Genomic DNA, 19,762 nt, shown 5'->3' with positions numbered 1-19,762 from the left:
ACCGAGTCACGGAGATCCTCATGAAACTCTTCTACAGCCCCGGCGCCTGCTCCCTGTCCCCGCACATCGCGCTGCGCGAAGCCGGTCTCGATTTCGAGCTGGTCAAGGTCGATCTGAAAACCAAGACCACCGAGCACGGCGCGGACTTCACCCAGATCAATCCCTACGGCTACGTACCGGCCTTGCAGCTGGACAATGGCGAGGTGCTGCTGGAAGGTCCGGCGATCGTGCAATACATCGCCGATCAGGTCGCAGGAAACCAGCTGGCGCCGATGAATGGCACGATCGAGCGCTATCGCGTGCAGTCCGCGCTCACCTTCATCAATTCCGAGCTACACAAGACCATCGGCAGCTTGTTCAATCCAACGCTCACCGATGCGGTGCGGCAGGCGACGGTCGAAAAAATCGACACGCGCCTGAAGCAGCTGTCGGCGCAGATGGATGGCAAGGACTGGATTGCCAACGGCCGTTTCAGCGTCGCCGATCCCTATCTGTTCGTCGTGTTGGGCTGGCTGAAGCACTTCAAGATCGACGTCGGCCAGTGGCCCGTGCTCAAGGCCCACGCCGATCGTCTCGCGGCGCGTCCCGCGGTGCAGGCAGCGCTGCAGGCCGAAGGCCTCGCCTGATTTTTTTCGCAGAAGCGCTCACGAGCGCGACAGACGTCGCCGCAATTCATCCGCGGCGACGCTTTGATTCAATGCATCGATCCGCCGCCCGCGCCTACGCTTTCGTGCGGATCCGCGCCATCGCCTCGGCCATTTCCACGATCGCGAGCATCTCGCGGTAGTCGAGCTGGCGCAGCGCCATCAGGGCGCGTTCCTCGAGTTCGTCCTGCGCGAAAAATTGCAGCAGCAGTGCCGGCGTGCTGTCGTCCTCGTCGCCTTCCAGGCGCAACTTCATCCGACCGCGGCCGGTCGCCAACCACTCGAAATTGATCGATGTCGCCAACGCGATTTTCGACAGGTTTTCCGTGGTCGGACGCGAGCCATCGATGCGCTCCCATTGCGCGACGGCGCTGCGCTGCACGCCGACGATGGCGGCGAGATCGGCTTGGGAAAGATCTGCCGCACGGCGGGCCTGACGGATGCGGTTGGTGAGTGGTTTCATGGTTCGCGACGAGCAGTTGATGCGCAGCATCGATATCGAGGTGTGACAAGAGAATAGGTATAGCGATGATCATCGGCGATGGCAAATGATTCCGGCTGGCGATGCCGCAGATCGTCGCGATGGATGTCTTCCGCGAGATGCGCTCCGGCGCTGCCGGCGAAAGGGCGCACGCCCGGGCCAGTTGAAAGGCGAGGCGCCCGTCCATCGGTGTTTCAAGAGGCGTATGGCTTAGCTGGAGCGCTCCATGGCGCTGGCCAAGAATTGACCAGTAACTGATCAAAAAACAGCCAAGACTTGACCAAAGTGCCGACCAGAGGTTATTTCTTCGTTAACCGAGATCGTCTTGCACCCCGGCCGCGACGGGCTGAGGTGGCGATCGATTCCGGGCGAGACAGCCGGGGGTTGGTCCCGGGCCTTCTTCGCCACACTTCGTCGACCATTTTCTCCAAGAGGCTACAACCCCATGAAGCTATCGACTCTCGCCACCGGCCTCGGCCTGTGCCTGCTTGCTCCTGCGGCCTTCGCCGCCAGCCCGACGTTCTATACGAACATCGAATTCGGCACTGCGCAGGCCAGCGGCGGCGCATACACCTACGAATTCCAGGCGATTTCGCCGAGCAACTTCCCGGCATATCCGGCGGCGGAATTCGATTCCGGACGGAATCGTGCCCTGCATATCGGCGCGCATTTCTCCAATCCGTTCTTCATCGAGCTCGGCGTTACCCATGCCGAACTCGAAACCACGCAACCGACCATCCTCGGTGCTGCCAGCGCGCCCTGTCCGGTTATTGGCGACGGCCTCGCGCCCGTCTGCAGCCTGCGCAATGAGTATTCCTCGAAGTACCACACCAGCAATGTCGACCTGGTCGGCGGTTGGGACTTCAAGCTGGGCACGAGCTCGACGCTGACGCCCTACCTGGGTGCGCGTCGCATCAAGTTCAGCGATGCCCGCGTCAGTCAGGATGCTTTGTCCGCACCGTTCACCGAATACGTCGCCAATGTCACCCGTTTCGATCACATCGGTTGGGTCGCGGGCGTGCGCTACCAGTTCGAATTCGCGCAGAGCTGGTACGTGAATGCCGAAGCGCAGCAGGCGCATGCCAGCGGTGATCGTTCGCGCAAGATCGACTATGAAGTTCCGGGTGGGATTCCGGTTTCCCAGTATCACGGCATCCGTCCGGACGACAGCGTCGGCGTGACCGATCGCATGTTCCGCGTGTCGCTCGGCAAGCGCTTCATCCTCGGCGGCAAGAAGGCGACGGTGAGCCTGGGCTACCAGGACGTGCGCCAGGGCGGGCTGGACACCACCCACATCACCCAGATCACCACCGGCACGTCGGTTGGTCCGACGGTAGGCGCGGTGTACGTGCCGAACTACGCGGCGCTCGGCGACCGCAACGCCAACGTGTCGATGCGCGGTTTCTTCCTGAACCTCGGCATCAATCAGTAATCAACGCGCGGTTTTGCAGATCAAGAAGGGCGGGGATTTCCCCGCCCTTTTTTTGTCCGCTTTTTGGCCAGGGATATATGCCAAGCGCACAGCGCGGGCCAGGTTTCGTCTGCGAGGTTGACCGGAATTCGCCGGCACGCCCGTGTTCCCTGGCTCGGAGGTTTCGCCGATGACATCGACAACGCTGGTCAAAAGATGCCCAAAAGTTGACCAAAGTGTGCGATAGGGGTTATTTATTCGTTAACCGGGGGCGGGGCTCATTTCAATTTTCGTCGGTAACCGCTGCGATTGTTTCCCAGCGGGACAACTGAATGCCATATCGGGCGTCCATCGCCTTTGTTCGCTGATCACTTTCTCCAAGAGGCTAAAACCCATGAAGCTATCGACTCTCGCTACCGGCCTCGGCCTGTGCCTGCTTGCTCCCGCCGCTTTCGCCGCTACCCCTTCGTTCTACGCCAATATCGAATTCGGCAGCGTCAGCGCGAGCGGTGGCGACTACACCTATGAATTCGTGGCGGCTCCGCCGAACTTCAGTACCGCCTATCCTGCGGCGAAATTCGATTCCGGCCGCAACAGCAACCTGCATATCGGCGCGCATTTCTCCAATCCGCTTTTCATCGAACTCGGCGTGGCCCATGCCGAACTCGAAACCAGTCAGCCGACCATTCTTGGCGGCACCGGTGCTACTCCCTGTCCGTTCGCCGGCGACAGCATTTTGGCTTCTTGCAGCCTTCGCAACGATTTTTCCTCCCGGTACCGCACGAGCAATGTCGACCTGATTGCCGGCTGGGATTTCAAGCCGACCGCGAGCTCGACGCTTTCTCCCTACCTCGGTGTCCGCCGCATCAAGTTCAGTGACACCCGCATCGGTCAGGACACCCTCGGCGCGGGTTTCGTCGCGTACAACGCGAACGTGACAAAATTCAATCACTATGGTTGGGTGGCCGGCGTTCGTTACCAGTTCGAATTCGCACAGACCTGGTACGTGAATGCCGAAGCGCAGCAGGCGCACGCCAGTGGCGACCGTTCGCGCAAGCTCACCTATGAGATTCCGACCTTCGTCCCGGTCAGCCTGCTTTCCGGCATCCGCCCTGACGATAGCGTCGGTGTGACCGATCGCATGCTGCGTGTCTCGATCGGCAAACATTTCATCCTTGGCGGCAGGAAGGCGACGGTCAGCCTCGGCTACCAGGACGTGCGTCAGGGCGGACTGGACACCACGCACATCCCGCAGATTTCCGCTGGTGGCGCATCCTCGTTTCCAAGCACGGGCGCGACCTTTGTGCCCAACTACGCCAGTTACGGCGATCGAAATGAAAAGGTGTCAATGCGCGGTTTCTTCCTGAACCTCGGCATCAATCAATAATCGAAGCACGGTTTGCAAGAAGAAGGGCGGGGATTTCCCCGCCCTTTTTCTTGCCCGCTTTTCCCCAAATGTGGCGCGCGCTCCGCGCACGAACCCACGCCTGCAGCGGCTGATTTCCCCACGGTCCGGCGCCCTGGTCTAAACTGGGCCCCTCGCAGGGAGCACCCCATGAGCCAGGCCTATCGATTGCTGCGTGAGGGGATGCCGGATCCGCAGGGTCGCGGCGCTGGGCAGTTCCATGCCGATGCCCGCAAGGTCCGCAGTTGGGTCGCGGCGCTGCCGCGGGCCAATGCCCAGGCCGCGCAGCAGGAGTTGCAGCAGGCGCTGGAAAACCTCGCCGCGCAGCGTCTCGATGGCGGTCAGCGACTCGCGGCGATGGAAGAGTTGCGTAGCGCGGTGTTCGAATCGATCGGCCTGCTGCAGCAGCAATACGCCGGTAGCCCCTTGCCGCTGCCGCCGGCCAAGGCGCAGGCCGCCTACCAGGCCGAGGCCTTTCATCTCGCGCTCGCGCATGGTTATCGAAAAGCGGCGGTCGAAATCTGCGCGCCGGCCGGAAATATCCCGATGCTGCGCGGCGGCTCGGTCAGCCAGGCGCTGGAACGTGCGGCCTGGCATTACAGCCGTGCTCTGTCCGTCGCTTGGCGCATCTATCGCGCGCCGGACGCCGGCATCTGGCAGGGTCTGCATCGCGTGCACAGTTATGCCGTCGAAATGAAACTCGAGGGTAAGTCGGTCGAGGACAAGATCGCCGGCGCGCCGGTCGAAATCCGCACGCTGTACGTGCAGACGCTGTTGATGGCGGTGACCAATCCGCTCGCTTTCAGCCAGGCCGAGCAGGACAGCCTGTGGCAGATCGCCAAGAGTTACGCGCCGCGCACTTCCTTGCTGCGCCAGCCACCGGAAGAAAACGCGCCGGTGGTGCCCGAAGATGCCGATCGCGGTCCCGGTCCCGGGGCTGCTGGCGAGAGTCATGCGCAGTGGTTGGACATGCGCGTTTTCAGCAATGAAGTCGATGGCGCGTTGGCGCGGCAGCAGGATGGCTTCGGCGAAATGGTGCCGGCGCGCGGCATGGGCATCCGCGTCAGCGCCGAAATGCTGCAGCGACTCAAGCGCGCCTTCGGTCTCGCAGCGGCGCGCAGCCACAAGCGATTGGGCGCGGGTCATGAACTGCGCACGGTGGTCGGTTTGACCAGCCTGCATTTCCATCTTGCCGGCATGCGCGATTTCGATACCTTCATGCGCCAGACCACGCAGCAGGTGGTGCACGTGGTCGATCGCGCCGACTGGGCCAACACAACTACCGATCTCGCGCGTGCACCGGTGTACAGCGCGACCGCGCTCGACCAGAGTCTCGGCGGCTATCGCATGGCCTGGGACAACGCCGACCAGATCCGTGCGCGCGTCGGCGAATTGGTTGGCCTGACGCTGGCCGAGGGCGAGGATGATCCGGAGTGGATGGTCGGCGTCGTGCGCTGGCTTCGCTACGAAGCCAATGGCGGTTTGTCGGCCGGCGTCGAATTGCTGTCGCGGCGTGCATCGGCGGTCGGCCTGCGCCTGCATGAGCGCGACGGCTCGTCGCGCACGCCGCTGCGCGCGGTCGAACTCGAGGCGATCGATGGCAGCGACGAGCGTGCTTTCGTCGCCGCCACCGTGCTCGATGCGATGGCCACGCGTGTCGAAGTGATCCGCAAGAACGATGACTATGCTTACGAGGTGCGTGCCTTGAATGAAGAACTTCTGGCTGGCGTGGACGTGATGATGAATGCCGGCGATTACTCCGTGCTGCGGGCATTGCGTGGCGATCTCGTCAGTGCGAGCGAAGCCGAGGCGGAAACCGGCGACGGAGCGATGGCATGACCGAAGCGGTGACCCAGCCGCGGCGGCACGCCGGGCAGGTGGCGATAGGCAAGGTGAAAGTCGGTGGCGATGCCCCGATCGTCGTGCAATCGATGACCAATACCGATACCGCGGATGTCGCGGCGACCGTCAAGCAGGTTGCGGACCTGTGGCGGGCTGGTTCGGAAATGGTGCGTGTTACCGTCAACAATCCGGAATCGGCCGCGGCAGTCCCGCGCATCGTCGACAAGCTGGCGATGATGGGTATCGAGGTGCCGATCATTGGCGACTTCCACTACAACGGTCACCAATTGCTGGCTGCGGAACCGGCCTGCGCGACCGCGCTGGCGAAGTACCGCATCAATCCCGGCAACGTCGGCTTCGGCAAGAAGCGCGACACGCAATTCGCCGCGATCATCGAGAAAGCGATCGAACACCACAAGCCGGTGCGTATCGGCGTGAACTGGGGTTCTCTGGACCAGTCGCTGGCGGCGCAGCTGATGGACGAAAATGCCCAGCGCGCGGAACCCTGGGACGCGGGCCGGGTGTTGCGCGAGGCGCTGGTGCGCTCGGCGATCGATTCGGCCGAGCGCGCGATCGAGATCGGTCTGCCGCGCGATCGCATCATTCTTTCCGCGAAAGTCAGCGGCGTGCAGGAACTCATCGCCGTCTATCGCGACATGGCGCGGCGCTGCGAATTCCCGCTGCATCTTGGTCTTACCGAAGCGGGCATGGGCAGCAAGGGAATCGTCGCTTCGACGGCAGCGCTGGCAGTGCTGTTGCAGGAAGGCATCGGCGACACCATCCGCATTTCGCTGACGCCCGAGCCGGGCGCGCCGCGCACGCAGGAAGTGATCGTCGCGCAGGAGTTGCTGCAGACCATCGGCCTGCGCGCGTTCACGCCGCTGGTCACCGCCTGCCCGGGCTGCGGGCGCACGACCTCGGAATTTTTCCAGGTGCTCGCGCAAACCGTGCAAGAACACGTGCGTGCGAAGATGCCGATGTGGAAGATCAGCAACCCAGGCGCGGAAAATCTCACGCTGGCGGTGATGGGCTGCGTGGTCAACGGCCCGGGCGAATCGCGCCACGCCAATATCGGCATTTCCCTGCCGGGTACCGGCGAAGCACCGGCGGCGCCGGTATTCGTCGATGGCGAAAAATCGGTGACCTTGCGCGGCGACAACATCGCGCAGGAATTCGTCGCGCTGATCGATGCCTACGTCGCCTCGCACTATGTCAGCCAGCGGGACTGAGCCGCCGGAAAAAGTGGCTGCCAATGTCCAGGCCGAAGCGCGTTTCGGCCTGGCGTTCTTCCGCAAGCATGGCTGGACGCTGGCCCTGCTGTTCGTCGGCGTGTTGCTGCCGCTCTGGGGATTTTCCGAACTCGCCGAAGACGTGCACGCGCAGGAACGTTTCCTGTTCGATGATCCGACTCTGCTCTGGCTGCACGCGCGCAACGGTCCGCATCTCGATCATTTCTTCGTGCTGATGTCGATGCTCGGTTATGGCTGGGGCGTGATTCCCGCCGATATCGCCATCGTGCTGTGGACAGCCTGGCGGCGACGCCTGCGCGAAGGCCTGTTCTTCGGCGTGGCGGTGATCGGTTCGGCTTTGCTCAATCTCGGTTTCAAGCAGTTGTTCAGTCGTCATCGCCCCGATCTCTGGGCGTCGATCGCGCCCGAAGACACTTTCAGTTTTCCCAGCGGCCACGCGATGGGTTCGATGACGCTGGCGCTGGCGGTGATCGTGCTGTGCTGGCCGACACGCTGGCGCTGGCTGGTGTTGTTGATCGCGTTGACGTTCGCCTTGCTGGTGGCGGTATCGCGCATCTACCTGGGTGTGCATTACCCGTCCGACATCCTCGCCGGCTGGAGCGCAGCCTGCGCTTGGGTGCTCGGCGTCTATCTGCTGGTATTTCGTTTGCGTGGCAATGCAGCGAATTGATCGCGGCGTTGCCGCCAGCGTTCAGTCGATGCTGTATTCGTAGTCGCTCAATCGCAGGTCCGGCGCGCGTTTGAAGCGGCCTTCGATGTTGGCGACCTTGCATGGTCCGGTCTTGCTCAGCGTCGCTTCCTTGCCGGTGAACAGCACGCGCACGTCGCAGACTTTCTGGTCGCCTTCGATGCGCGCGTTCAGCAGATCGCTGGTCGACCAGCCGTTGCGCTTCGGGTCGTCGCTGGAATCGAGCAGCGCGGCACTCGCCTTGATCCACACGCGCAGCGCCGGGCCGTCGGGCCGGGCGTAGAGCAACAGCTTGCTGCCGTCATCGCGGACATAGACGCCGCTGCTGCCGTAACTGGGGCCTTCGAGGACGGCGATGCGCTCGCGATAATTCTTGCGCAGGCAGGGCAGCAGCGGACCTTCGCAGAGTTTGTCGCCGATCTCATCGGTATCGAGTGTGGGATCCGCGGCGCGGCGAATCCCGGTCAGCCAGTCGCGCTGGTCCATGCGCACATAGTTCGCCGCGCTTCCCTGCCAGGCGCCAAGCGCATGCTTGTAGGCGACGGCCATCTGCTCGTCGAGGCGGGAAAGTTCGGGATCGGCGCAGATGTTCTTTTCGATCTTGCTCGCCGCCTTGCGGCAATCGAAGCTGGCGGCCTGCGCGGAGGCGGTCAGAGTCAGCAGAACGAACAACAGTGCGAAACGATGCATGGGCTGTCTCCGTACAGCGATTTCTAGGGTTCGACGCAGACGCGGTTGCGGCCTTCGCCCTTGGCGCGGTAAAGCGCGACATCGGCGGCGTGGATCAGGCTGGTGCGCTCGCGTCGGGATTCGGCGATCGCCGCCAGGCCGATGCTCACGGTCACGCGCCTGGCCTCGCCGTTGATCATGAAATCGGTGTTTTCCACGGCTTCGCGCAGGCGTTCGGAGAAGGCGAGGGCGGCATCGATATCGGACTCGGGCAGCATCACTGCGAACTCTTCACCGCCGATGCGTGCAGCGGTATCTTCGCCACGCACGAAGCTGGCGATCAGCCCGGAAATCTGCCGCAGCACGCCGTCGCCGGCGATATGGCCGTATTCGTCATTGATGGGTTTGAAGCGGTCGACATCGATGATGCACATCACCAGCGAACGACCATGCCGGACCGCGCGGGCGATTTCCTTGTCGACCAGATCGATGAAATGCCGCCGGTTGTACAACTCGGTCAGCGCGTCGTGGGTGGCGAGCTGATAGACCTCTTCGTGATAGCGCGCCTCGACGCTGGAGTGGCTGATGAACTTGAGCACGCTTTCGCCGAGAGTGATGTGGTCGCCGTCGGCGAGCTCGGTCTCGGTCTGCGGTTCGTCGTTGACGCGGGTGCGATTGGTCGCCTTCAGATCGCGCAGGTGATAGGTGTCGCCATCGCGCCAGATCTTGCAGTGTTCGCGCGACACGCTCTTGTTCGGGATGTGCAGGTCGGCTTCGGGCGAGCGGCCGATGACCACCGGCTTGTCCTCGATATCGGCGCGTTTTCCCAGGCTCTCGCCATGAATCACGATCACGCAGGCCGAACGCGGCCCATTGAGCAGGGGCGCGGCGACCGCAGTGAACTGGGTGGTGATCGGGTCTTGGTCGCGCTGGCTCATGGGGAGCGGTCGGGCCGGGTTGTCGCGATTGTAGCGGCAAGCCAAGGCTGGCGCGCTGCGTGTCTTCCATGCCCCCAGCGCGATGCCGTCTTGTTCTCCGCGCGTCTCATCGCTGCTGCGTCTCCGGATTGATTTCGCGGTCGGTGACGGTCGGGCGCTCGAGCTTGGATTCGCGATGGGCGATATAGACGTTGGAGCCGAAGATGATCGCCGCACCGACCAAGGTCCAGCGGTCGACCTTTTCGTCGAACAGGAAATAACCGAAACCGCCGACCACCAGTACCTGCAGGAAGCTGATCGGCGTGAGCATCGATGCGTCGCCGAGCTTGAGCGCGCGCGTCCAGCAAAGATGCGCGGTGGTGCCGAACAAACCCGAGAGCACGATCCACAGCCAGGTGATGCCAGTCGGCTGCGTCCAGTAGAACAGCGCCGGAAGAAACGACAGCGGCACCCAGATCATCGTCGTATAGATCACGATGGTGTCGGGCTTCTCGGTGCGCGACAGGAACTTGATGCTGATCGCGACGCTGGCACTCATCACCGCCGCGAGCAGCGCGACCAGGCTGGCCAGCGTGAAGCTGTCCGCGCCCGGGTGCATCAGTACGATCACACCGATGAAGCCGACCAGCACCGCGGTCCAGCGCCGTGCACGCACGACTTCGCCCAGCACCATGACCGCACCGATGGTCACGAACAACGGCGTCGAATACGACAGCGCGATCGCCTGCGCCAGCGGCAAGTGCACGATCGCCCAGAAGCCGGCGAGCATCGACACGATGCCGATCACGCAGCGCATGAAGTACAGCGACAGCCGATTGGTCTTGAATATGCCGAGGCCGTGCTTGTACAGCAGCGGCAGGGTGAAAATGAAACCGAAGAAATTGCGGAAGAAGGCGATCTCGAACGCGTGCAGCTGCTTCGAGGCCAAACGGATGCATACGGCCATGACGCCGAACAGCACTGTGCTCATCACCATGAAACCGATTGCGCGCGGGACGTTGTCGCCCGAGGCGGCCACAGTCACGGTGCTGTTTTCGCTCATGAAGACTGCCAGCGGGCGCCGATCAGTCGCGGCTCGGGTTCGAGCGCGACGGCGAATTTCTCCTGCACCGAATCGGCGACGCGATGCGCCAGCGCCAGCAGCTGTGCGCCAGTGGCGTTGCCGTGGTTCACCAGCACCAGCGCGTGCTGCGCCGAGATGCCGGCGTCGCCGTCGCGAAAACCTTTCCAGCCGGCGGTCTCGATCATCCAGGCCGCGGAGATCTTGCGCGTGGCCTCGGAATCACCGGGATACATCGGCAGCGCGGAATGCGCTTCTTTCAGCGCCAGCGCCTGCGCCGCCGGCACGATCGGGTTCTTGAAGAAACTGCCGGCGTTGCCGACGATCGCCGGGTTCGGCAGCTTGCGCGTGCGCAGGCGGCCGATCGCTTCGGCGACATGCACCGCGCGCGGCGTGGCGATGCCCATCGCCGCAAGTTCCTCGTGCACGCCGGCGTAGTCGAGCTTGAGTTCGCGCTGGCGCGGCAGGCGCAACTCGACCGCGGTGATCACCCAACGATCGAGTTGCTGCTTGAACAGGCTGTCGCGATAGGCGAATTCGCAGTCGGATTTCGACAATCGCTTTATCTGGCCGGTGTCGCGCTGGAAGGCTTCGACGGTTTCGATGAATTCGCCGACTTCGACGCCATAGGCTCCGATGTTCTGGATCGGGCAGGCGCCGACCGTGCCGGGAATCAGCGCCATGTTTTCCAAACCGCAGAGGCCACGTGCGAGCGTCCAGCCCACCAGGTCGTTCCAGCCGACGCCGGCATCGGCGCGCACCAGTGCGTGCTCGCCATCGTCTTCGAGGATGCGGATTTCCGCCATGGTCAGGCAGATCACCACACCGGGGAAATCGTTGGCGAAGAGCAGGTTGCTGCCTTCGCCGAGCACCATCACCGGGCCGTCGCGCAGCATCGCGAAATCGTAGAGTTCGGCGAGCGCATCGCCACGCTTCACGTCGGCCATCATCGCGGCGCGCGCGGGCACGCGGAAGGTGTTGCGGCCCTGCAGGGAAATGTCGTCGGCGAGCTGGTAGCCGGTCATGGTCAGCCGGCCTCGCTCACGCCACGCCCTCACGGCGGCGACGTATCGCGGTCACGCATTCGCCGATCAGCTCCGGGCCGCGATAGATCATGCCGGTGTAGAACTGCACCAACTGCGCGCCGGCGGTGATCTTGCCGACCGCGTCGGCGCCACTGAGGATGCCGCCGACGCCGATCAACGGGATGCTGTTGTCCAGACGCACGCGCAGCTTGCGCAGCACCGAGGTGGACTTGCCGTACAGCGGCTGGCCGGACAGTCCACCGGCTTCACCGGCCAGCGGATGGCCTTCGATGTCGAGGCGGTCGATGGTGGTGTTGCCGATGATCACGCCGTCGACGCGCGCGGCGTTGAACACCGAACTCACGCCATCGAGTTCGGCATCGGAAAGATCCGGCGCGATCTTGATCAGCATCGGCGTGCGATGGCCATGCAGGCCGGCGAGGTCTTCCTGCACCTCGCGCAATTCGCCGATGAAGCGGCGCAGGGTTTCTTCCTGCTGCAGGTCGCGCAGGCCGCTGGTGTTGGGCGAGGAAATGTTCACCGTCACGTAGTCGGCCAGCGCATACACGCGTTCGAGGCAGTGGATGTAATCGTCCACGGCGCTCTCGTTCGGCGTGTCCTTGTTCTTGCCGATGTTGATGCCGAGGATGCCGTTGCGCTTGGCTTTCTCGACATTGCGCACCAGCACGTCGACACCAGCGTTGTTGAAACCGAGGCGGTTGATCACCGCGCGCTTGTCCGGCAGGCGGAACATGCGCGGCTTCGGATTGCCTTCCTGCGGCCGAGGCGTGGTCGTGCCGATTTCTACGAAACCGAAACCCAGCGCCATCAGCGCATCGATATGCGCGCCGTTCTTGTCCAGACCGGCGGCGCAGCCGACCGGATTCGGGAATTCGATGCCGAAGGCCTTGGTCTTCAATGGCGCCGGTTTCAGCGCCATGAGCGGATTCAGGCCAGTGCGATAGGCGGCTTCGAGTCCGCTCAGGCCCAGGCCATGGGCGCGCTCGGCATCGAGGCAGAAGAGCAGGGGGCGGGCGAGTCCGTACACGCGGCGGTCAGTGCGAGTTCGCGCCGACGATGGCGATGAAAGCCGCCAGGCCGCCGAAGAAAAGCACGATCGCGATCACCGCCAGCACGCTGCAGATCATCATCGACCAGCCCAGCACCAGGCCGATCACCGCCATGACGTCGCCATCCTTTGTTTCCGGATTGCGCCGGATCTCGGCGCGCGCCATGTGCCCGGTAATGATCGCGACGATGCTGCCCAGCCAGGGCGCGATGCTCCAGCCCAGGATGCCCGCGACCAGACTGACGATCGCGGTCACGCTGGTCTGCTTGCTGTCCAGCAATTGCCCGCTGACAGGCTGCGGTGCCGGTGCCGGTGGCGGAAGATTCTGCTCGTCCATGATGCTTCCTCAGAGATCGAACTTGATGCCCTGCGCCAGCGGCAGCGCATCGGAGTAGTTGATCGTGTTGGTCTGGCGACGCATGTAGACCTTCCACGCGTCGGAACCCGATTCGCGACCGCCGCCGGTTTCCTTTTCGCCACCGAAGGCGCCGCCGATTTCCGCACCCGAGGTGCCGATGTTGACGTTGGCGATGCCGCAATCCGAACCCGCCGCCGAAAGGAACTGCTCGGCCGCGCGCAGGTTGTTGGTGAAGATCGACGAGGACAAGCCCTGCGGCACGGCGTTCTGCATCTCGATCGCCTGATCGAGGGTCTTGAACGGCATCACATACAGGATCGGCGCGAAGGTTTCGGTCTGCACCACTTCATGCGAATTGTCGACGCCGGTGATGATGGTCGGCAGCACGAAATTACCCTTGCCCTCGATCGCCGCGCCGCCAGTACGCACCTGGCCGCCCGCGGCCTTGGCCTTGTTCACTGCAGTCAGATACTGCTGCACGGCGGCCTGGCTGTTGAGCGGGCCCATCAGCGTGGTCGCAAGGGTTGGATCGCCGATCTTGGTCTCGACTTGTTTATAAGCCTTGATCAGGGTTTCGAGTACGGAATCGAAAATCGATTCGTGCAGGAACAGGCGGCGCGTGGTCGTGCAGCGCTGGCCGGCGGTGCCGACGGCGCCGAACACGATCGCCGGGATCGCGAGTTTCATGTCGGCGCTGGCGTCGACGATGATCGCGTTGTTGCCGCCGAGCTCAAGCAGCGAGCGGCCCATGCGCTGCGCGACGCGCTCGCCGACATTGCGACCGACGTGGGTGGAGCCGGTGAAGCTGATCAGCGGGATGCGCTTGTCGTCGACGAAATTCTGTGCGATCTCGGTGCCGGCGTCGTTGAACAGGAAGAAGATGTCCGGGAAGCCGCCGGCGTTGAGCGCTTCGTTGCAGATCTTCAGTGAGGCGATGGCGGAGAGCGGGGTTTTCGGCGACGGCTTCCAGATGCAGATGTCGCCGCAGACGCCGGCGAGGAAGCTGTTCCAGGCCCAGACTGCGACTGGGAAATTGAAGGCGCTGATGATGCCGACGATGCCCAACGGCTGGTACTGCTCGTACATGCGGTGGCCGGGGCGTTCGCTGTGCATGGTCAGGCCGTAGAGCTGGCGCGAGAGACCGACGGCGAATTCGCCGATGTCGATCATCTCCTGCACTTCGCCGTCGCCCTCGGGCTTGATCTTGCCCATCTCCAGCGCGACCAGCGAACCGAGTGCGTCCTTGTGCTTGCGCAGCGCATCGGCACAAAGGCGGATGGCTTCGCCGCGCTTCGGCGCCGGCGTGGTGCGCCAGACTTTGAAGGCGGCTTCGGCGCGCTCGAGGATGATCGCGTAATCGCTTTCCGAGGAGGCATAGACCTTGCCGAGGACCTCGCCAGTGCTGGGGTTGATCGGTTCGATCACGCCGGCGTCGCGGGTTTTCGACCACTCGCCACGGCCGAGATAGGTGCCGGATTCGTTGTCGGTCAGGCCGAGGGCGGCGAGGACGGGGTGGGTCATGAGGCACTCCTGAAACAAGATGAGAAAGATGGAAAGCCCACCCGATGCAGTTGCGGCCGGGCGGCGGATTCTTGGCGGTGGCGTCCCCGACAGGAGTCGAACCTGTGGCCTCGTCCTTAGGAGGGACGCGCTCTATCCAGCTGAGCTACGGGGACCGATGGCGAATTATCGCCGGAAACGGGTCCGGATTGCCTCGCGGATCGCGACATTCGGGGGTGTATCGGTCGTCGCCGCTGGCTACGGGGCGGTTTGGACAGGGCCGCGTCGGATTTGCCTCTCCCGGAATCGCCATCCGACCTGCGTATCATTGCGGCCCCGGCACTCCATGGAGCAGCACCGATGCAGATCTCCCTTTACGGCACCGCCAGCAGCGTCGCGATCCGCGGCCTGAAGAACCTCGACGCCATGCTCGACAAGGCCGTCGTCAACGCCGAGGCGCGCAAGATCGACCTGACCGTGCTGCTCAATTCGCGTCTGGCCCCGGACATGTTCCCGTTGACCCGCCAGGTGCAGATCGCCTGCGATTTCGCCAAGGGCCCGATGGCGCGCCTGGCAGGCATCGAGAACCCGAAGTTCGAAGACAGCGAAACCAGCATCCCGGAATTGAAGGCGCGCATCGCCAAGACCCTGGATTTCGTGCGCAGCGTCCCCGAGGCGAGCTTCGCCGGCGGCGAAGACCGCGACATCGAGATCAAGGCTGGCGACCAGGTGATCCAGTCCAAGGGTCTGCCCTACCTGCTGCATATGGCGCAGCCGAATTTCTACTTCCACCTCAGCATGGTCTACGCGATCCTGCGCCACAACGGCGTCGACCTGGGCAAGCGCGATTTCCTCGGCCAGCCGTAAGGCCTGTCCGTAGGAGCGATGCGAGTCGCGACTTTTTCGCAATGCTGGAGAGGTCGCGACTTGCGTCGCTCCTACGGCTTTCGTTGAAACCATGCCCATCCTCAACATCGCCGCCTACCGTTTTGTCGCCATCGCCGACCCTCCGGCGGTGGTGGCGCGCGTGCAGGAACTCTGTCTCGCGCGCGAGCTGAAAGGCACGGTGCTGGTCGCGCCCGAGGGCATCAATATTTTTCTCGCGGGCGAGGGCGAGGCGATCCACGGCTTCCTGCGCGAACTCGCCGAAGATCCGAGTTTCGCCGACATCCCGGTGAAATTCAGCGATAGCGAAACCATTCCGTTCCGCCGTCTGCGCGTGCGTTTGAAGCGCGAAATCATCACTTTCCGCGACGAGTCGGTGCTGCCGTTGGCGGGTCGCGCCGATGCCTTGCTGCCGGAGAAACTGCGTGACTGGTTGCGCGCCGGCCATGACGATGCCGGCCGCGAACTGGTCCTGCTCGACACCCGCAACCAGCAGGAAGTCGCCTACGGCAGTTTCGCCAACGCGCTGACGCTACCTATCGACAAGTTCACGCAACTGCCGGAGGCGTTGGAAGCGCATCGCGACGAACTCGCCGGCAAAACCGTCGTCAGCTTCTGCACCGGCGGCATCCGCTGCGAAAAAGCCGCGCTGTGGATGCATGCCGCCGGCTACGAAAACGTGCTGCAGCTCGAGGGCGGCATCCTCGGTTATTTCGAACAGGTCGGCGGCGAGGGCTATCGGGGCGATTGCTTCGTTTTCGACGAACGGGTGGCGCTGAGCCCCGAGCTCAAGGCGCGGCACGGGGCCTGAGCGTGGGATACTGGGCCCCGCTTGGGCCCGGCTGCGCGTCGGGTTCCGCCATCTCCGGACAGGGTTCCCGCACGTGCCAGACGCGCCACTTCTATTGCTGCGAAACGCCGACGTTTACGCGCCCGAGCATCTCGGCCTGCGCCATCTGCTGATCGGCGGCGGCAAGATCCTCTGGCTGGGGGAAAATCCGGAGCCGGTTGTTTCGGGCGCATTGGATCTGCAGATCGTCGATCTAAAAGGGTTGCGGCTGACACCTGGATTCATCGATGGTCACGCCCATATCACCGGCGGCGGTGGCGAGGCCGGCGCACATACGCGCGTCCCGCCGGTGCCGTTGTCGCGATTCACCCTGGCGGGCGTCACCACCGTGGTCGGTGTGCTTGGCACCGACGACACCACGCGCTCCACCCGCGAACTCGTCGCCACGGCGCACGGCCTGCGCAACGAGGGCTTGAATGCCTACGCCTACACCGGCGGCTACCACCTGCCGCTGGCGACCGTCACCGGCAGCGTGCGCGACGATCTTGCTTTTGTTGATTGCCTGATCGGCGTCGGCGAACTCGCGATCTGCGATCACCGTTCCAGCCAGCCCACGCTCGACGAATTGCTGCGCGTCGCCGCCGATGCCCATGTTGGCGGCCTGCTCACCGGCAAGGCCGGCATCCTGCACCTGCATCTGGGCGATGGCCCGCGCGGCCTTTCGCAGGTGCGCGAGGCGCTGGACATGAGCGAAATTCCCGCGCAGGTATTCAACCCCACGCACATCAATCGTCGCCGCGCCCTGTTCGAGGAAGCGATCGCACTCGCGCGTCGCGGCTGCAGCGTCGACATCACCGCGTTTCCGGTGGCCGAAGGCGAAGACGCTTGGGCGGCGGACGAAGCGTTGCTGCGCTATCTCGACAGCGGCGCGCCGCCCGAACGCATCACGATCAGTTCCGACGGCGGCGGCTGCTTGCCGCATTTCGACGGCGACGGTCGCATGCTGAGCATGCAGATCGGCGAGCCGCAATCGTTGGCGCAGACATTGAAGGCTTTGCTCGCCCGTGGCCAGCCGCTCGAACGCGTGCTGCCGGCTTTCACCAGCAACGTGGCGCGGCTGCTGCGCCTGCCCGGCAAGGGCTGCATCGCCGCCGGCGCCGATGCCGATTTATTGATATTGAACGAGGATTCCGATGTGAGTGAGGTGATGATTTCCGGCCGCTGGTTCGTACGCGATGGCCAGGCGGTGGTGCGCGGCACGTTCGAGGGCGCGGTCTGATGCCCAGTCCCGTGCCTGAAGGCGGAACCCGCGGTTGGATCATCCCGATCGGCGGTGGCGAAGAAAAAGAAAACAATCCGCAGATCCTCAAGCGCTTCGTTGAATTGTGCGGTGGCGACCAGGCCGACATCGTCGTGCTGCCGACCGCGAGTCGCCTCGCCGATACCGGCGCGCGCTATGAAAAGATTTTTTCCGCGCTCGGTGCCGCGCGCGTCGAGGCCGTGGATTTCGACACCCGCCGCGACTGCGACGAGAAAGCGCGGCAGCAGCGCATCGCCCAGGCCAGCGGCATCTTCATGACCGGCGGCAACCAGTTGCGCTTGTCGACGATCATCGGCGGCACGGCGGTCGCCAAGCTCATCCGTCAGCGCAATGCCGAAGGCGTGCACGTCGCCGGCACCAGCGCCGGCGCCAGCTTCATCAGCGAGCACATGATCGCGTTCGGCGAGGAAGGCCCGACGCCGATCGCCGGCAGCGTGCGCTTGGCGCCCGGCCTGGGTCTGACCAATCGTTTCATCATCGACCAGCATTTCCGCGAGCGTGATCGCATCGGTCGCCTGCTCACCGCGCTCGCCTTCAATCCGTTCGCGGTCGGCATCGGTCTCGACGAAGACACCGCGGCCTTCATCAGTCCGGACAACACGCTGGAAGTGGAAGGTAGCGGCGGCATCACCGTGGTCGATGCCAACGGTATCGAATTTTCCTCGATGGACCTGGTGGAAGAAGGGCAGCCGGTGTGTATGCTCGGACTGACCCTGCACCTGCTCGTCGCCGGTGCCACCTTCAATCTGAGTACCCGTCAGGCTTCGGCCGGCGCACTGGCACGCGCCAAAGGATAGAAACATGCGCATCCTCGATCGCTCCGTTTTCGTCGGGCCCTCGCTGTACGCCCACTTCCCGGTGATCCGGCTGGAACTCGATCTTGGGGCGCTCGAAGCCTGGCCCACCGCGAAACTCGGCGCCGCTTTCATCGATGGGTTGCTGGCCGCGCTGCCGGGCTTGAACGAACACGGCTGTTCCTACGGCGAGCCCGGCGGCTTCGTGCGCCGCATGCGCGAGGACGAAGGCACCTGGTTGGGCCATGTACTCGAACACGTCGCGATCGAATTGCAGAACGTCGCCGGCGAACAGGTCACCTTCGGCAAGACCCGCAGCGCTGGCCGCGATGGCGTGTATTCGGTGGTCTACGAATACGTGCAGAAGGACGAAGGCATCGAAGCCGGCGAACTGGCGATGCGCCTGCTCACCTCCTTGCTGCCGAAAGAACTGCAGACATCGGGTCTGGTGCCCGAGGATTGGAACTGGCCGAGCGCGCGCGACGAATTCATCCGCTATTCGCAGCGCCGCGCACTCGGGCCGTCGACCGCTTCGCTGGTGCATGCGGCGGAGGAACGCGGCATCCCTTGGCTGCGCCTGAATTCGCAATCGCTGATCCAGCTCGGTTACGGAAAATACCAGCAGCGCATCCAGGCCACGGTTACCGGCAAGACCTCGCATATCGCGGTGGAGCTGGCCAGCGACAAGGAAGAAACCAACAAGATCCTCGGCTCCCTGGGGCTTCCGGTTCCGAAACAGGAGCTGGTGCAAAGTGAAGAACAGGCCAAGCGCGCCGCGCGCCGCATCGGCTATCCGGTCGTCACCAAGCCGTACAACGGCAACCACGGCCGCGGCATTTCGATCCGTTTGATGAATGAGGAGGAAGTCGTCGCCGGCTTCAAGATCGCGCGGGAAATTTCCCGCTCGGTGATCGTCGAAACCTTCGTCACCGGCGATGATCATCGCCTGCTCGTGGTCAACGGCGAACTCGTCGCTGCGACCAAGCGCACGCCCGGCCATGTTGTTGGTGATGGTCAGCGTACCGTGGCTCAACTCATCGAGATCGTGAACCAGGACCCGCGTCGCGGCGTCGGCCACGAAAAAGTACTTACCCGCCTCGAGCTCGATGCGCAGGCGCAGTCGATGCTCGACCGCGTCGGCTACAGCGCCGATTCCGTGCCGCGCAGCGACGAAGTCGTCTACCTGCGCTCGACCGCGAATCTTTCCACCGGCGGCACCGCCACCGATGTCACCGACGTCATCCACCCCGACAACCGTGACATGGCGGTGCGCGCGATCCAGGCGATCGGCCTCGATGTCGGCGGCGTGGATTTTCTCAGCGACAACATCGCCGAGAGCTACAAGAGCCATGGCGGCGGCATCTGCGAAGTCAACGCCGCGCCGGGTTTCGCATGCACGTCGCACCCAGCGAAGGCACGCCGCGCGATGTTTCCGGTCCCGTCATCGACATGCTGTTTCCGGCCGGTTCGCCTTCGCGCGTGCCGATCGCCGCGATCACCGGCACCAATGGCAAGACGACTACTTCGCGCATGCTCGCGCACATCACCAAGATGGCCGGCTATACGCCCGGCCTGACCACCACCGACGGCGTCTATATCGATGGCCAGAAAACCGTCGATGGCGACATGACC

The 19,762-nt window shown here is 63.7% G+C and carries 19 protein-coding genes and 1 tRNA gene; 11 read left to right on the top strand and 9 right to left on the bottom strand.

Annotated features, from left to right (window positions below; genetic code table 11):
- Positions 1 to 20 precede the first annotated feature (20 nt).
- On the top strand, positions 21 to 626 hold the full coding sequence (gene gstA / locus VKM35_RS06735; RefSeq protein ID WP_324319674.1) for a glutathione transferase GstA: 606 nt from the start codon (positions 21 to 23) through the stop codon (positions 624 to 626).
- Positions 627 to 720: 94 nt separating this feature from the next.
- Here gstA and VKM35_RS06730 read toward each other — a convergent pair whose 3' ends face one another.
- A complete protein-coding gene (locus VKM35_RS06730; protein ID WP_324319672.1) occupies positions 721 to 1,107 on the bottom strand; it encodes a helix-turn-helix transcriptional regulator in 387 nt (128 codons plus the stop codon).
- Between the two features lie 463 nt (positions 1,108 to 1,570).
- On the opposite strand from VKM35_RS06730, the gene VKM35_RS06725 reads away from it, so the two are divergent.
- The 5 genes from VKM35_RS06725 to VKM35_RS06705 all read left to right on the top strand — a co-directional run bounded on the left by VKM35_RS06725 (position 1,571) and on the right by VKM35_RS06705 (position 7,703).
- Positions 1,571 to 2,557 carry a hypothetical protein gene (locus VKM35_RS06725; RefSeq protein WP_324319670.1) on the top strand — a complete coding sequence of 329 codons (987 nt, stop codon included), beginning with the start codon at positions 1,571 to 1,573 and terminating at the stop codon, positions 2,555 to 2,557.
- 373 nt (positions 2,558 to 2,930) lie between these two features.
- Complete coding sequence (locus tag VKM35_RS06720) at positions 2,931 to 3,923, top strand: outer membrane beta-barrel protein (RefSeq protein WP_324319668.1); 993 nt, start codon at positions 2,931 to 2,933, stop codon at positions 3,921 to 3,923.
- Between the two features lie 168 nt (positions 3,924 to 4,091).
- Positions 4,092 to 5,780: a hypothetical protein gene (locus tag VKM35_RS06715; RefSeq protein ID WP_324319666.1), complete on the top strand. Its 1,689-nt coding sequence runs from the start codon at positions 4,092 to 4,094 to the stop codon at positions 5,778 to 5,780.
- Entirely contained in the window at positions 5,777 to 7,012 is a 1,236-nt protein-coding gene (gene ispG, locus VKM35_RS06710) for a flavodoxin-dependent (E)-4-hydroxy-3-methylbut-2-enyl-diphosphate synthase (protein WP_324319664.1), read from the top strand. The genes VKM35_RS06715 and ispG overlap by 4 nt, the downstream gene beginning before the upstream one ends.
- 13 nt (positions 7,013 to 7,025) lie before the next feature.
- A complete protein-coding gene (locus tag VKM35_RS06705; protein ID WP_324319661.1) occupies positions 7,026 to 7,703 on the top strand; it encodes a phosphatase PAP2 family protein in 678 nt (225 codons plus the stop codon).
- Between the two features lie 21 nt (positions 7,704 to 7,724).
- Here the strand turns inward: VKM35_RS06705 and VKM35_RS06700 are convergent, their stop codons facing one another.
- The 8 genes from VKM35_RS06700 to VKM35_RS06665 form a co-directional block, all read right to left on the bottom strand.
- Positions 7,725 to 8,411, bottom strand: a complete 687-nt coding sequence (locus VKM35_RS06700; RefSeq protein ID WP_324319659.1) for a lysozyme inhibitor LprI family protein — start codon at positions 8,409 to 8,411, stop codon at positions 7,725 to 7,727.
- A 23-nt stretch (positions 8,412 to 8,434) separates the two neighbouring features.
- The gene (locus VKM35_RS06695) at positions 8,435 to 9,328 is read right to left on the bottom strand and encodes a GGDEF domain-containing protein (RefSeq protein WP_324319657.1); all 894 of its coding nucleotides are present in this window, start codon (positions 9,326 to 9,328) and stop codon (positions 8,435 to 8,437) included.
- 106 nt (positions 9,329 to 9,434) lie between these two features.
- On the bottom strand, positions 9,435 to 10,370 hold the full coding sequence (locus tag VKM35_RS06690; RefSeq protein WP_414636583.1) for a DMT family transporter: 936 nt from the start codon (positions 10,368 to 10,370) through the stop codon (positions 9,435 to 9,437).
- Entirely contained in the window at positions 10,367 to 11,413 is a 1,047-nt protein-coding gene (gene murB / locus VKM35_RS06685; protein ID WP_324319655.1) for a UDP-N-acetylmuramate dehydrogenase, read from the bottom strand. The genes VKM35_RS06690 and murB overlap by 4 nt, the downstream gene beginning before the upstream one ends.
- Positions 11,414 to 11,429: 16 nt before the next feature.
- On the bottom strand, positions 11,430 to 12,461 hold the full coding sequence (locus VKM35_RS06680; protein ID WP_324319653.1) for a quinone-dependent dihydroorotate dehydrogenase: 1,032 nt from the start codon (positions 12,459 to 12,461) through the stop codon (positions 11,430 to 11,432).
- Positions 12,462 to 12,468: 7 nt separating this feature from the next.
- Entirely contained in the window at positions 12,469 to 12,819 is a 351-nt protein-coding gene (locus VKM35_RS06675) for a DUF4190 domain-containing protein (protein WP_414636582.1), read from the bottom strand.
- A 9-nt stretch (positions 12,820 to 12,828) separates the two neighbouring features.
- Positions 12,829 to 14,361, bottom strand: coding sequence for an aldehyde dehydrogenase family protein (locus VKM35_RS06670; protein WP_324319651.1), 1,533 nt, complete (start codon positions 14,359 to 14,361; stop codon positions 12,829 to 12,831).
- A gap of 78 nt (positions 14,362 to 14,439) precedes the next feature.
- Positions 14,440 to 14,516: transfer RNA gene (locus tag VKM35_RS06665), tRNA-Arg, on the bottom strand.
- 184 nt (positions 14,517 to 14,700) lie between these two features.
- Here VKM35_RS06665 and VKM35_RS06660 point away from each other — a divergent pair.
- From VKM35_RS06660 to VKM35_RS06640, 5 genes are all read left to right on the top strand, one after another.
- A complete protein-coding gene (locus VKM35_RS06660; RefSeq protein ID WP_324319649.1) occupies positions 14,701 to 15,207 on the top strand; it encodes a DUF1993 domain-containing protein in 507 nt (168 codons plus the stop codon).
- A 91-nt stretch (positions 15,208 to 15,298) separates the two neighbouring features.
- The gene (locus VKM35_RS06655) at positions 15,299 to 16,036 is read left to right on the top strand and encodes a sulfurtransferase (RefSeq protein WP_324319647.1); all 738 of its coding nucleotides are present in this window, start codon (positions 15,299 to 15,301) and stop codon (positions 16,034 to 16,036) included.
- Between the two features lie 73 nt (positions 16,037 to 16,109).
- Positions 16,110 to 17,294: a beta-aspartyl-peptidase gene (gene iadA / locus VKM35_RS06650; protein WP_324319644.1), complete on the top strand. Its 1,185-nt coding sequence runs from the start codon at positions 16,110 to 16,112 to the stop codon at positions 17,292 to 17,294.
- The gene (locus VKM35_RS06645; RefSeq protein WP_324319642.1) at positions 17,294 to 18,133 is read left to right on the top strand and encodes a cyanophycinase; all 840 of its coding nucleotides are present in this window, start codon (positions 17,294 to 17,296) and stop codon (positions 18,131 to 18,133) included. The genes iadA and VKM35_RS06645 overlap by 1 nt, the downstream gene beginning before the upstream one ends.
- A 4-nt stretch (positions 18,134 to 18,137) precedes the next feature.
- Positions 18,138 to 19,706 carry a cyanophycin synthetase family protein gene (locus VKM35_RS06640; RefSeq protein WP_324319640.1) on the top strand — a complete coding sequence of 523 codons (1,569 nt, stop codon included), beginning with the start codon at positions 18,138 to 18,140 and terminating at the stop codon, positions 19,704 to 19,706.
- Positions 19,707 to 19,762: the final 56 nt, after the last annotated feature.

The sequence above is a fragment of the Arenimonas sp. genome (assembly GCF_035312645.1).
In the GTDB taxonomy this organism is placed as follows: domain Bacteria; phylum Pseudomonadota; class Gammaproteobacteria; order Xanthomonadales; family Xanthomonadaceae; genus Arenimonas.
The sequence above is the reverse complement of the archived record's forward strand: the minus strand, read 5'-3'. Positions and strand labels throughout refer to the sequence as shown.

Excerpts from the sequence above, each read along its gene's own strand:
- gstA (WP_324319674.1), top strand. The coding sequence starts at position 21 with ATGAAACTCTTCTACAGCCCCGGCGCCTGCTCCCTGTCCCCGCACATC.
- VKM35_RS06660 (WP_324319649.1), top strand. The coding sequence starts at position 14,701 with ATGCAGATCTCCCTTTACGGCACCGCCAGCAGCGTCGCGATCCGCGGC.
- VKM35_RS06670 (WP_324319651.1), bottom strand. The coding sequence starts at position 14,361 with ATGACCCACCCCGTCCTCGCCGCCCTCGGCCTGACCGACAACGAATCC.
- VKM35_RS06645 (WP_324319642.1), top strand. The coding sequence starts at position 17,294 with ATGCCCAGTCCCGTGCCTGAAGGCGGAACCCGCGGTTGGATCATCCCG.
- murB (WP_324319655.1), bottom strand. The coding sequence starts at position 11,413 with ATGACCGGCTACCAGCTCGCCGACGACATTTCCCTGCAGGGCCGCAAC.
- VKM35_RS06700 (WP_324319659.1), bottom strand. The coding sequence starts at position 8,411 with ATGCATCGTTTCGCACTGTTGTTCGTTCTGCTGACTCTGACCGCCTCC.
- VKM35_RS06720 (WP_324319668.1), top strand. The coding sequence starts at position 2,931 with ATGAAGCTATCGACTCTCGCTACCGGCCTCGGCCTGTGCCTGCTTGCT.
- VKM35_RS06640 (WP_324319640.1), top strand. The coding sequence starts at position 18,138 with ATGCGCATCCTCGATCGCTCCGTTTTCGTCGGGCCCTCGCTGTACGCC.
- VKM35_RS06690 (WP_414636583.1), bottom strand. The coding sequence starts at position 10,370 with ATGAGCGAAAACAGCACCGTGACTGTGGCCGCCTCGGGCGACAACGTC.
- VKM35_RS06655 (WP_324319647.1), top strand. The coding sequence starts at position 15,299 with ATGCCCATCCTCAACATCGCCGCCTACCGTTTTGTCGCCATCGCCGAC.
- VKM35_RS06695 (WP_324319657.1), bottom strand. The coding sequence starts at position 9,328 with ATGAGCCAGCGCGACCAAGACCCGATCACCACCCAGTTCACTGCGGTC.
- VKM35_RS06730 (WP_324319672.1), bottom strand. The coding sequence starts at position 1,107 with ATGAAACCACTCACCAACCGCATCCGTCAGGCCCGCCGTGCGGCAGAT.
- VKM35_RS06715 (WP_324319666.1), top strand. The coding sequence starts at position 4,092 with ATGAGCCAGGCCTATCGATTGCTGCGTGAGGGGATGCCGGATCCGCAG.
- VKM35_RS06725 (WP_324319670.1), top strand. The coding sequence starts at position 1,571 with ATGAAGCTATCGACTCTCGCCACCGGCCTCGGCCTGTGCCTGCTTGCT.
- VKM35_RS06675 (WP_414636582.1), bottom strand. The coding sequence starts at position 12,819 with ATGGACGAGCAGAATCTTCCGCCACCGGCACCGGCACCGCAGCCTGTC.
- ispG (WP_324319664.1), top strand. The coding sequence starts at position 5,777 with ATGACCGAAGCGGTGACCCAGCCGCGGCGGCACGCCGGGCAGGTGGCG.